General features: G+C 58.3%; 8 protein-coding genes. 3 read left to right on the plus strand and 5 right to left on the minus strand.

The window, feature by feature from the left end:
• Positions 1-131: 131 nt before the first annotated feature.
• The 3 genes from AC1RPZ_RS21970 to amaB all read right to left on the minus strand — a co-directional run bounded on the left by AC1RPZ_RS21970 (position 132) and on the right by amaB (position 4549).
• Positions 132-1265, minus strand: a complete 1134-nt coding sequence (locus AC1RPZ_RS21970) for a branched-chain amino acid ABC transporter substrate-binding protein (RefSeq protein ID WP_493139359.1) — start codon at positions 1263-1265, stop codon at positions 132-134.
• Positions 1266-1645: 380 nt separating this feature from the next.
• Positions 1646-2929 carry an L-pipecolate oxidase gene (amaA, locus tag AC1RPZ_RS21975; RefSeq protein WP_493139361.1) on the minus strand — a complete coding sequence of 428 codons (1284 nt, stop codon included), beginning with the start codon at positions 2927-2929 and terminating at the stop codon, positions 1646-1648.
• A gap of 129 nt (positions 2930-3058) precedes the next feature.
• Complete coding sequence (gene amaB / locus AC1RPZ_RS21980) at positions 3059-4549, minus strand: L-piperidine-6-carboxylate dehydrogenase (RefSeq protein ID WP_493139363.1); 1491 nt, start codon at positions 4547-4549, stop codon at positions 3059-3061.
• A gap of 163 nt (positions 4550-4712) precedes the next feature.
• Here amaB and AC1RPZ_RS21985 point away from each other — a divergent pair, with 163 nt between their 5' ends.
• The 3 genes from AC1RPZ_RS21985 (at position 4713) to nadE (ending at position 7878) form a co-directional block, all read left to right on the plus strand.
• Positions 4713-5624, plus strand: a complete 912-nt coding sequence (locus AC1RPZ_RS21985; RefSeq protein WP_493139365.1) for a LysR family transcriptional regulator — start codon at positions 4713-4715, stop codon at positions 5622-5624.
• 195 nt (positions 5625-5819) lie between these two features.
• On the plus strand, positions 5820-7046 hold the full coding sequence (pncB, locus tag AC1RPZ_RS21990; protein WP_493139367.1) for a nicotinate phosphoribosyltransferase: 1227 nt from the start codon (positions 5820-5822) through the stop codon (positions 7044-7046).
• 4 nt (positions 7047-7050) lie between these two features.
• A complete protein-coding gene (gene nadE, locus AC1RPZ_RS21995) occupies positions 7051-7878 on the plus strand; it encodes an NAD(+) synthase (RefSeq protein ID WP_493139369.1) in 828 nt (275 codons plus the stop codon).
• An 89-nt stretch (positions 7879-7967) separates the two neighbouring features.
• Here the strand turns inward: nadE and AC1RPZ_RS22000 are convergent, their stop codons facing one another.
• Together AC1RPZ_RS22000 and AC1RPZ_RS22005 are read right to left on the minus strand one after the other, a co-directional pair.
• Positions 7968-9887 (minus strand): hypothetical protein, encoded by a 1920-nt coding sequence (locus AC1RPZ_RS22000; RefSeq protein WP_493139370.1) that lies wholly within the window; start codon positions 9885-9887, stop codon positions 7968-7970.
• Positions 9888-10322: 435 nt separating this feature from the next.
• The gene (locus AC1RPZ_RS22005) at positions 10323-12095 is read right to left on the minus strand and encodes a hypothetical protein (protein ID WP_493139372.1); all 1773 of its coding nucleotides are present in this window, start codon (positions 12093-12095) and stop codon (positions 10323-10325) included.
• Between the last annotated feature and the right edge of the window lie 99 nt (positions 12096-12194).

Here is a 12194-nt window from a genome sequence, read left to right on the forward strand (position 1 = left end):
GCGCACCTGGCCGGCTTCATGTGGCTCAGAAGAAAAATACCGGGTCGGCACGACTGCAGAACCCATGACCAAAGCCCGGCCTGCGCCCCACGACGGATATCGAGAGACCCAGGCCTGACGATGCGTTTATCTCACTTCTGTTTTTCCAGCTGTTTGTATTTGCCCGCCGCATCCCACTGGTAAACCACGTAGTCGGAGACTTTCAGGTCGCCCTTGCTATCCCACTCCTTCTTGCCCATCACGGTTTCCACCGGGTGCGCCTTGAGCCATTTGCTGGCGTCTTCACCTTTGTTCGACTTGGCACCGTTGAAGCCGGCAGCCAGGGCTTGCACCGTGGCGTAGGCGTACAGGGTGTAGCCTTCAGGCTCGTAACCGGACTTGCGGAAGGTGTCTACGACAGTCTTGCTGTCTGGAATCAGACGCGGGTCAGCGCCAAAAGTCATGTACACGCCGTCGACGAACGGAGCACCACCGGCAGTCGTCACCATTTCGTCCGTCACGATGCCGTCATCGGACATGAACTTGACGTCTTTCAGACCTTGCTCACGCAGTTGGTGAACCAGTGGGCCCGCTTCCGGGTGCAGACCGCCGAAGTAAAGGACATCAGCCCCTACCGAACGGACTTTGGTGATCAGGGCGCTGAAGTCTTTCTCGCCACGGGTCAGGCCTTCTTCAAGAACCGGTTTCACGCCACGCGCGGTCAACTGCTTGGCAGTCGCGTCCGCCAGGCCTTTGCCGTAGGTGTCTTTGTCGTTGATAACGGCAACTTTCTTGCCTTTCAGGACGTCGACGATGTAGTTGCCCGCGACGATACCTTGCTGGTCATCACGCCCGCACAAACGCAACATGGCGGGCAGGCCGCGCTCGGTGACCGTCGGGTTGGTAGAACCCGGAGTGATGGCGATGATGCCGGCGTCGGAGTAGACCTCGGAAGCAGGGATGGTCGACGACGAGCAGAAGTGCCCGACAACGCCGATAACCTTGTCCTGCACCATTTTATTCGCGACAGCCACAGCCTGTTTCGGTTCGCAGGCGTCATCGCCCTGGACCAGTACGATTTTTTCGCCGTTGATGCCGCCCTTGGCGTTGATTGCATCCGCCGCAGCTTGCGCGCCTTTCATGTATTGCAAGCCGAAGGAAGCGTTAGCACCGGTCATCGGACCTGCCACGCCAATTTTGACATCAGCCTGAACAAACGAAGAAACACCCAATGCAGTAGCGACTGCGAGTGCCAGAAAACCTTTCCTGTAAAACGTCTGCGACATGTGATGGTGCTCCTGAGGTTTTTTAGTTAGCACAGCAACTTCAGCGGAAGCTTTGATTCAGCTACAACCGCAGAGCAAGTGGCGTGCCATCAGTTTTTTATTCTTCAAAAAGTCGCTGCTTTATTGTTATTTCGACTATTTCGGGCCCTTTTTCATTGGGCGTGCAACCGTCTAAACCGCGGAAGGTGAAACCATTTATTTTTTTAGGCGCAACCCGAGCGCGCCATCATTGCAACCGCGGCGCCAAACGACGTGCAACCAGCCTGTAACAGCGTGCGTCACCGAACTGCACACTGCCGGTGCGCAACTGCTACAACACGCACCATTACAGGCTAGCCGCTACGCCGAAAAGCGCCGCTTCCCGCAACATATTTCCTCAATCAGATGACAATCCGCAGGCACTGGCCCGCGTGATAGAGCGAAAACCCGACCTCGTACAAGCAACTGCGCAAGCCCACCCCGGCCAGTGGCTGCATGGGGGCGAAGGGAATCGGTAGCGCCTGAGGATTTCCGTTACACAAGTAATCGGCGAAGGCTTTACCAACCACCGTGCCGGTGGTCACGCCACGGCCGTTGTAACCGGTGACTGCCACTAAACCGGGCGCCGGCTCGAACAAACGCATCAAGTGATCGGGGGTAAACGCGATGCAACCGGTCCAGGTGCACTCCCACTCCACCGGTTTGAGGTAGGGGAAGTAATGCTGCTGAACCCGATCAGCCCAGGCCTTGAGGAACCACGTTGGTTTCTGATTGCCATTGCCCAGGCTGCCGAGCAACAACCGGCCGTCTTTATCGCGACGAATACTGCTGAGCACCTGACGGGTGTCCCAGGAACCCTGGCCACCCGGCAGGATTTGCTGCGCGGCTTCTTCGGTCAACGGCACGGAAGCCACCTGATAGTAGTAACCGGGGAAGAAATTGCGCCGCAGTTCAGTCCAGTCGCCTTCGGTGTAGGCGTTGGAGGCGATCACCACCTGCTCGGCCATGACCGAACCCTCGGCGGTTTGCACCGACCAGCGCTGGCCCTGACGTTCGAGTCGGGTCACCGCTGAATGGTCGAACAGCTGGCCGCCCAGGTCCGCGGCAGCCTTGGCCAGACCGCTGGTGTAGGCCATCGGATTGAGCGTGCCGGCGCGGCGGTCGAGCAACGCGGCGGCGATTTTTCGGGTGCCGGTGGCCTGTTCGCAAGCGGCACCGGTCAACAACTCCACGGGCGCACCGCGGCGTTTCCATTGTGCTTCACGACTGCGCAGATCGGCTTCGCCACGGGCGTTGTGCGCCATGTGCAGCGTGCCTTCACGGCGTAGCTGGCAATCGATGTTGTATTTGTCGATCAGGCTGAACACCAGAGCAGGTGCGGCCCCGAGCATGCGATTGAGCTGGCTGCCGATCGCTTCGCCGAACCCGGCTTCGATTTCGTCCGGGGGAATCCACATCCCGGCATTCACCAGCCCGACGTTACGCCCCGAACCGCCCTGCCCGCAGCGCTTGGCCTCGAGCACGCAGACACTTTTGCCCTGTTCCAGCAAATGCACCGCCGCTGACAACCCGGTGAAGCCGGCGCCGATCACACAGACGTCCGCCGTCACCTCGCCCTTGAGCGCCGCCCGGTCAGGCCGTTGCGGCGTCAGTTTTTCCCATAAGCATTCTTCGCGTAACGGCATTGCCAGACTCCGATCAGAAACCTAACCAACCCTGAAAGATCGCAGCCTGCGGCAGCTCCTACGGGTGTATGGCGCTTCTTTGTAGGAGCTGCCGCAGGCTGCGATCTTTTCAGGAGTACCGCAATTCCATCAGTCGAACGTAATCCCCTGGGCCAACGGCAACTCCAGCGAGTAGTTGACGGTGTTGGTCTGGCGACGCATGTAACCGCGCCATGCATCGGAACCGGACTCGCGACCGCCGCCGGTTTCTTTCTCGCCACCAAAGGCGCCGCCGATTTCCGCACCGCTCGGACCGATGTTGACGTTGGCAATGCCGCAGTCGCTGCCCACCGCCGACATGAACTGCTCGGCTTCACGTACGTCAGTGGTGAAGATGCACGACGACAGACCTTGTGGTACGGCGTTGTTCAGGCGCAGCGCTTCGGCGAAGTCCTTGTAGCCAACTACGTACAGAATCGGCGCGAAGGTTTCGCTGCGCACCACATCGCTCTGCTCTGGCATTTCGACGATGGCCGGCGAAACGTAGTAGGCGTTCGGGAATTTGTCTTCGAGCTGACGCTTGCCGCCAAACACCCGGCCGCCTTCGCTCAAGGCTTGCTCCAGCGCGTCCTGCATGTTTTCAAAGCTGTGCTTGTCGATCAGCGGACCCACAAGGTTGCCTTCCAGCGGATGGCCGATGCGCACTTTGGAGTACGCCGCCTTGAGGCGGGTGACGATTTCTTCCTTGACCGACTCGTGGGCGATCAAGCGACGCAGGGTGGTGCAACGCTGACCGGCGGTGCCGACCGCACTGAACAGAATCGCCCGCACAGCCATGTCGAGGTCGGCGCTTGGGCCGAGGATCATCGCGTTGTTGCCGCCCAGCTCCAGAATGCTGCGAGCAAAGCGTGCGGCGATTTTCGGCGCGACTTCGCGGCCCATGCGGGTGCTGCCGGTGGCGCTGATCAAGGCCACACGCGGGTCGTCCACCAGCGCTTCACCGGCATCGCGGCCACCGATGATGACTTGACTGAGGTACTGCGGTGCATCGCTGAAGTTCTTCAATACGCGCTCGAACAGCGCCTGGCAGGCCAGTGCGGTGAGCGGGGTTTTCTCCGACGGTTTCCAGATCACCGAGTTGCCGCAGACCAGCGCCAGTGTGGTGTTCCAGGCCCAGACCGCAACCGGGAAGTTGAACGCGCTGATCACCCCGACCACGCCCAGCGGATGCCAGGACTCACGCATGTGGTGGCCCGGACGTTCGGAAGCGATGGTCAAACCGTAGAGCTGACGGGACAGGCCGACAGCGAAGTCGCAGATGTCGATCATTTCCTGAACTTCACCCAGACCTTCCTGAGTGATCTTGCCGGCCTCCCAGGAAACCAGCTCGCCCAGATCAGCCTTGTATTCACGCAAAATGTCGCCCAATTGGCGCACCAGCTCGCCACGACGCGGGGCCGGAACCTTGCGCCACAGGTCGAACGCATGCTCGGCGCGACTGACCTGCTGCTCGACTTCAGCAGCGCCTTCCCAGTTCACGGAGGCCATCTGGCTGCCGTCGATCGGTGAATGCACGGGCTGTTTGCCGTTCTGGTACAGGGCCGGGTTCACCCCCAAACGATCAAGCAATGCGGCAACCATGGGTCACTCCTTCAACGTGAAAAGCAGAAAATTCACAGCCCGCTGACGCGGCGCTTCAGGCCTATAGTTGTAGCCGCCCCGAGACTTGCCAACAAACGACGATTAAGCGAGATATCATTCCGTTTATTCATGCAAAGCGTTGCAACAAGAATTAGGGCCTCCCATGCTGAATAAACGCCACTTGCCGTCGATCACTGCGCTGCAGTGTTTCGAGGCGGTCACTCGTCACCTGAGCTTCACCCGCGCCGCTGAAGAGCTGAACCTGACGCAAAGCGCCGTGAGCAAGCAGGTCGCGCAACTCGAAGAATTGCTGCAGCACCTGCTGTTTCGCCGGGTGCGCCGACGCCTGCAAATGACTCCGGCCGGGGATTTGTACCTGGTTGAAGTGCGAAAAATCCTCACGCAAGTCGAGATGTCGACCCACTATCTGCGTTCCTATGGCGGAGAAACCGAAGTCCTGCGGGTGTCCACGCCTTCGACCTTCGGCGCTCGCTGGCTGGTGCCTCGTCTTAAAGGCTGGCGTCTGCGGCATCCGCATATTCATCTGGACCTGTGTACCGAACAGGAGGCTGACGACCTGCTGCAAGGGCGCAGCGACCTGGCGTTCTATTTCGGCCAGGGTTCGCGGCCCGGCACCGAGTGCCTGAAACTGTTCGGCGAAGAGCTGGTGCCGGTTTGCGCACCGGGCAGCCTGCCGGAACAGCCCTTCACCGACCCGACTCAACTCAGCGATCTGGTGCTGTTGCAAAACGCCTCGCGCCCCCAGGCCTGGCACGACTGGTTCGACAGCCAGGGTTACCAGACCGAACACAGCTATCACGGCCCGCGCTTCGAAACCTTTTATATGTGCATCCGCGCGGCACAAGTCGGCTGCGGCGTCGCCCTGCTGCCACGGTTTCTGGTGGAAGAAGAATTGACCGACGGTAAACTGGTCATCCCCTGGCAACACGCGATGCCCAGCAGCGACGCGTATTACCTGGCCTATCCAGAACATTCGGCGGAAGTACCCAAGGTGCGGGACTTTGTGAAGTGGATGCTGGAGCAGATCGATAGTCCAAACACCTCCCCACCGTAGGAGCTGCCGCAGGCTGCGATCTTTTGATTTTGTTTTTCAAGATCAAAAGATCGCAGCCTGCGGCAGCTCCTACGCGGGGGTATAAATGTAAAAAACGCTGGCAAAGCGTGCCACCGATATGCGCCACTAGCCCCATTCATTGAAACAGCTGAAACGTCGCTACCATCAGCGGCGGCCAGCATGGAGATTCCCGTTATGAGCGAGAGTGTGTTTGCCGATCGCATCGTGCAGAACTTGCTCGACACCGACTTCTACAAACTGACCATGATGCAGGCGGTGCTGCACAACTACCCCAACGTTGAAGTCGAATGGGAGTTCCGCTGCCGTAACAGTGAGGATCTGCGCCCGTACCTGGCGGAGATTCGCTTTCAGATCGAGCGTCTGGCGGAATTGAGCCTGAGCGCCGATCAGCTGAGCTTTCTGGAGCGCATCAGTTTCCTGAAGCCGGATTTCCTGCGTTTTCTCGGGTTGTTCCGCTTCAATCTGCGTTATATCCACACCGGTATCGAGAACGGCGAGCTGTTCATCCGTCTGCGCGGGCCGTGGTTGCATGTGATTCTGTTCGAAGTGCCGCTGCTGGCGGTCGTCAGCGAAGTGCGCAACCGCTATCGCTACCGTGAAGTCGTCATGGAGCAGGCCCGCGAGCAGCTCTATCGCAAGTTCGACTGGTTGAGCGCCAATGCCAGCGCAGAAGAACTCTCGCACCTGCAGGTGGCGGATTTCGGTACTCGCCGGCGCTTTTCCTACCGGGTGCAGGAAGAAGTGGTGAACGTGCTCAAGCACGACTTCCCCGGACGTTTCGTCGGCACCAGCAACGTGCACCTGTCCCGCGAACTGGACATGAAGCCGCTCGGCACCATGGCTCACGAATGGATCATGGCCCACCAGCAACTCGGCCCACGCCTGATCGACAGCCAGGCCGCCGCCCTCGATTGCTGGGTTCGCGAATACCGCGGCCTGCTGGGGATTGCCCTGACCGATTGCATCACCACCGATGCCTTTCTCAACGACTTCGACCTGTATTTCGCCAAGCTCTTCGACGGTTTGCGCCATGACTCCGGGGACCCGATTGCCTGGGCCGAAAAAGCCATCGCCCACTACCATAAGCTCGGTATCGAGCCGATGAGCAAGACGCTGGTGTTCTCCGACAGCCTGACGCTGCCCAAGTCGCTGGAGATATTCCGGGCGCTGCGCGGTCGGATCAATGTCAGCTTCGGTATTGGCACCAACCTGACGTGCGATATTCCAGGTGTCGAGCCGATGAGCATCGTGCTTAAAATGGCCGCCTGCAATGGTCAGCCCGTCGCCAAGATCTCCGATGAGGCCGGCAAGACGCACTGCAAAGACCCGAATTTCGTCGCCTATTTGCGACATGTGTTTCAAGTACCTGCCGCCCTCTCTGGCACATCAAGCAAGGAGTGAATTCATGCAAGCCGTACAGCGTGAGATTGCTGAACAGCTCAAGGTCCAACCGCCTTTCGCCGACCTGGCAGCCCTGGAGGCTGAAGTCGCACGGCGGATTACCTTTATCCAGGATTGCCTGGTCAATTCCGGACTGAAGACGCTGGTGCTCGGCATCAGCGGCGGCGTCGACTCGTTGACCGCCGGCCTGTTGGCCCAGCGCGCCGTGCGCGAATTACGCGAGCGCAGCGGTGATGCGGGCTACAAGTTCATTGCCGTACGCCTGCCGTACCAAACCCAGTTCGATGAACACGATGCGCAAGCCTCGGTGGACTTCATCGCCCCGGATGAGCGCCACACCGTGAACATCGGCCCGGCGGTCAAGTCGCTGGCCAATGAAGTCGCCGCCTTCGAAGGCAAGCACGCGGTCTCGGTGGACTTTGTATTGGGCAACACCAAGGCGCGGATGCGCATGGTCGCGCAATACACCATCGCTGGCGCCGCCCACGGCCTGGTGATCGGCACCGACCACGCGGCAGAAGCGGTGATGGGGTTCTTCACCAAGTTCGGTGATGGCGCCTGCGACCTCGCGCCGCTGAGCGGTCTGGTAAAAAACCAGGTCCGAGCCATCGCCCGCAGCTTTGGCGCGCCGGAGCCGCTGGTGGAAAAAGTCCCGACTGCCGACCTTGAAGACCTGTCGCCCGGTAAGCCGGATGAAGCGTCCCATGGCGTGACCTATGCCGAGATCGACGCATTCCTGCACGGAGAGCCGGTGCGTGAAGAGGCGTTCAGGATCATCTGTGATACGTATCGCAAGACTCATCACAAGCGCGTGATGCCGTTTGCGCCGTAATCCGCAGCGACGGACAAACAAAAGCCCACTGGAGGAATGATCCTCAGTGGGCTTTTTACCAGCTCAGCCCGGTGACTAGTTCCGATCGACTATGGCAATCCACCTGGATGCATCACGAGGATTGGATAGGAAACAGACTCTAGATTCTCACCACGTATTTTGGCCTTGAATTCATGGACTGAACGACTTAGCCCACCAAACGTGGCATTCCATACCCCTTTTTCATCCGCCTTGGCCGGCACCGTGTTGGCCCCATCAAAAACATCGATGTCCTTGCCGGGGAGAGCGGTGCCTGTGAGCTTCACAGTCGTTTCTGTGGTGACACCGCCACGAATAATTTTTCGTCCGCCAAGCTCATTCACTGACTCAATGGTTGGAGTTCCTACTGGCACCACTATAACCGTCCAGGTGCCTGATTCCAGCTCATCGCCTCCCTGTTCCTTAGCCTTGAAAACATACTCTTTTGCAGGCAACACCTGAGTATCGAACCGCCACCCGCCACCGAGCACCGCAGCCTCGCCCAGCCGATTGGCGCCGTCGTAAATGTCGACATTTTTAGCCGTACCAAACGCGCCGTTAAGCTGCAACGGCGTTTTGCTGGTCGTGCCGGGATTGTCGATCAGCACGCTTGCGGCGTCCCTCACCATACTGATCGTGGGCACCACCGGCACCGCCTGCACGGTAACGGTCCAGGTGCCGGACTCCAGCTCATCGCCTCCCTGTTCTTTAGCCTTGAACACATACGTCTTCGCAGGCAACACTTGAGTATCGAACCTCCACCCGCCCCCTAACATCCTAGCCTCGCCCAGCCGATTGGCGCCGTCGTAAATGTCGACCTTTTTAGCCGTACCAAACGCGCCGTTAAGCTGCAATGGCGTTTTGCTGGTCGTGCCGGGATTGTCGATCAGCACGCTTGCGGCGTCCCTCACCATACTGATCGTGGGTTTCACCACCGCCTGCACGGTAATGGTCCAGTTGTCGGATTCCGGCAAGCTGCCATGCTGCCCTATCGCTTTGAACACATATTCTGCAGGAGACAACGTCGGCGTTTCGAACTCCCACGTGGTAGCCCCCGTCGACTTGCCCTCGCCCAGCAAAGTGGCGCCGTTATAAATCTTGACCTTTTCCCCCGAAGCCACCGTGCCTGTAAGTTTCAACGGCGTTTGGGTGGTCGTGCCGGGATTGGTGATCGTCGTGCCTGCGGAGTCCTTCACTTCACCAATTGTGGGTGCCACCGCTACGATATTTTTAACGGTATACATTCGCTCCTCGAAATCAAACGCCTGAGCCTCATCGCTTTCCTGGTTCAGCGCGACCTTGACGATGACCTTCAACGGCGAGCCATTGAGCAATTCCCTGAAGTAGTCGTAAGGCACCTTCACCTCGTGGTAACCGTTAGTCATCCAGGCCCCATCCACTGGCTCCGATTGCAGCACAGTGAGCGTGTGCTCCTCATCACCGGTCTTCTTGCCCGCCAGATAAATCCAGCAGCGTTGCTGTTCGGCAATCAACGGCCAGATTCCCAAGCGCACGGTAAGGTTGGCAGTGCTGCCGGTCAGGTCCAGTTCGGTCCCATTACCGTCGTTCTGCGCCTCAAGGATTCGGGCTGCCTTCAACTCGCTTTGGGGCAGGGGAAGTACGTCGAGCTCTAAAGGCGGAGAGGTTTTATCTACCTCGCCCACACGTTGGATGGTGTACTTCACCGTCATTTTTTTGCCCAGAAGGAACGCCACGACCTCCTTCTTCACATTCAAGGTTCTGGAGGTTGTTGTCCCCAGCGTCAACGTAGGGCTGGTGTACTTCCCGCCGTCTGGAGTGCCGGGCTCACCGATAATCTCGACATAAAACTGGTCGGTAGGCTCCAACCCCGTGGCAGGTATCAACGCGGTCAGGCTGGTCATCGCCGCGAGCGGGTCGAGTGTGGCGTCATCCGGCGCCTGCCTGATCTTCAACTTGTCGAGATCCGGAATAGGCGCGCGGGTTTTGGGAGCGGTTTCCTGGGCGGTCATGAGCAATCTCCTTCTCGCAAGAGTCGCCGCAACATGAGCGGCAGGGCTGACGCTCATCTAACACCTGCCCCCAGGGCACCGGCTACTGTCAGAAATAACAGGTAGGCGGTGGTTTCCGACCAGCGGCAATGAGCGATTGATGGTCGGATATGAAAGGAGTCTGTTACCCGATCGAACTGTCGGACGAAAAGCAGATTCAGGCGCTTGCACACAACCTCGGGGCGCAGCAATCGCTGATAACGACTACAAACAGGCCCACTGAAGGGACGAACTTCAGTGGACCTGTTTCGCTCAAGTAATCCCTTACTGGGCTGCTCGTCTACATAACGGTAACGGTCCAGAGCGGCGACTCCACGCCCCGATCAGGAATTTCTCTGATTTTGAGACGATGTGTGCCAACACTCAAAGCCGCACCTAGCGTCCACTCGCCATTGCCTAAAACAAGACCGGGCCCACTTGTGACGGTATCGCTGATGAGTTCGACGTGTCGTTCAGGTGCTGCTTACCGTATATCGCTACCTGTCTGGCAGTGGTTGTGCCGCCGTTTTGAATTTCGTTTCCTTGAAGATCAACCATCTTGTCAATCAAAGGGGTGCCCTCTTGCGCCGTGTAAACGTTCCACACTTTTGACTGCGCATTACCCACTCGGGCAACGAGTCCATTGCGTTGAATGTTTAACGTTGCTGAGACGCGCCATATACGACTCTGGCCGGAGTCGAAAGAGCCCAAATAGCGAGTGCCGGAATGAACCTCCCCTATCTGATGGGGGCTACGAGTTGTACCTTCCAATATCACCCCCGTAGCCGTTGAAACACTCCCGGAGGGGATGGCAATACCATCCGCCCCTGTGACGGAGCTAATGGCAACAACTTCCCTCCACTCCACCACGATGACAGTCCAGAGGTTCGATTCCAGTCCGCTCGCGACTACCTTGAGGATGTGCGTAGTCAGGCTCAACTCAGTCAGCAGGAAACTCCATGCACCGCCTACTGCCCTGACGGTGTCCTTAAAGTCATTTCCAACGTAAATCTTGACCTCTTCACCCGCTTTCGCCGTACCGCTCATTCTCAGCGTAGTCGCAGAGGTTTCACTCCCATCTTCGACAGGAGTGCCGCCCAATGTCTTCACGTGTGTAATCGCAGGCTCCAAGACTTCATCCTTCACCCTCACGGTCCAGATGTTCGACGGCAACCCACTGGCGACGCCCACCACCTTGAGAACCTGTCCCCCCAGTTCCAGCCCGGTCAGCGACTGTGTCAAATTACCCTGGTCATCGGCAGAGAACTTGCCCTTTGGGACATCGTTGACAAAAAACTCGAGCTCTTCCTTCGCCTCAGCCTTGATTGTCAGCTTCAGCGTGGTATCGGTGGTCTCACCATTGTCAGCGACAGGATTGTCTTTAGAGTCCGTCACCTTGGTGATTTCGGGTTTCGCTACCACGACATTTTTAACGGTATAAATTCGCTCCTCGAACTCAAACGCCTGAGCCTCGTCGTCAACCTGGTTCAGCGCGACCTTGACGATGACCTTCAGCCGCGAGCCATTGAGCAATTCCCTGAAGTAGTCGTAAGGCACCTTAACCTCACGATAACCGCGTGTGATCCAGGCCCCATCCACTGGCTCCGATTGCAGCACCGGGAGTGTGTGATCCACATCGCCGGCTTTTTTGCCCACCAGGTAAACCCAGCACCGTTGCAACTCGGCAATCAACGGCCAGTCATTCAAGTGCAACGTAAGGTTGGTCGCGAGGCTGGTCAGGTCCAGTTCGGTCCCGTTACCGTCGTTCTGCGCCTCAAGGATTCGGGCTGCTTTCAACTCGCTTTGAGGCAGGGGAAGTACGTTGAGCTCTAAAGGTGGAGAGGTTTTATCGTCCTCGCCCACACGTTGGATGGTGTACTTCACCGTCATTTTTTTGCCCAGAAGGAACGCAACGACCTCCTTCTTCAAATTCAAGGTTCTGGGGTTTGTTGTCCCTAGGGGCAACGGGTTGCTGGTGTACTTCCCGCCGTCTGGAGTGCCGGGCTCACCGGTAATCTCGATGTAGAACTTGTCGTCAGACAGCAATTCCGCTGTAGGTATCAGAGCCCTAAACCGGAGGGCAGTGCTCATCGAGTCCAGATCGGTGCCATTCAACACCGGCTCGACCGTCAACTTGTCGAGATCCGGAATGGGCGCGCGGGTTTTGGGAGCGGTTTCTTGAACGGTCATGAGCAATCTCCTTCTCGCAAGAGTCGCCGCGATGTGAGCGGCAGGGCTGACGCTCATCTAACACCCGGCTCCAATGGGCTGCCTACTGTCAGAAATAAC

It is taken from the genome of Pseudomonas sp. GW822-FHT02D10 (genome assembly GCF_058802345.1).

Coding starts and splice junctions, on each gene's coding strand:
- nadE (WP_493139369.1), top strand. CDS start 7,051: ATGCAAGCCGTACAGCGTGAGATTGCTGAACAGCTCAAGGTCCAACCG.
- amaA (WP_493139361.1), bottom strand. CDS start 2,929: ATGCCGTTACGCGAAGAATGCTTATGGGAAAAACTGACGCCGCAACGG.
- pncB (WP_493139367.1), top strand. CDS start 5,820: ATGAGCGAGAGTGTGTTTGCCGATCGCATCGTGCAGAACTTGCTCGAC.
- AC1RPZ_RS22000 (WP_493139370.1), bottom strand. CDS start 9,887: ATGACCGCCCAGGAAACCGCTCCCAAAACCCGCGCGCCTATTCCGGAT.
- AC1RPZ_RS21970 (WP_493139359.1), bottom strand. CDS start 1,265: ATGTCGCAGACGTTTTACAGGAAAGGTTTTCTGGCACTCGCAGTCGCT.
- amaB (WP_493139363.1), bottom strand. CDS start 4,549: ATGGTTGCCGCATTGCTTGATCGTTTGGGGGTGAACCCGGCCCTGTAC.
- AC1RPZ_RS21985 (WP_493139365.1), top strand. CDS start 4,713: ATGCTGAATAAACGCCACTTGCCGTCGATCACTGCGCTGCAGTGTTTC.
- AC1RPZ_RS22005 (WP_493139372.1), bottom strand. CDS start 12,095: ATGACCGTTCAAGAAACCGCTCCCAAAACCCGCGCGCCCATTCCGGAT.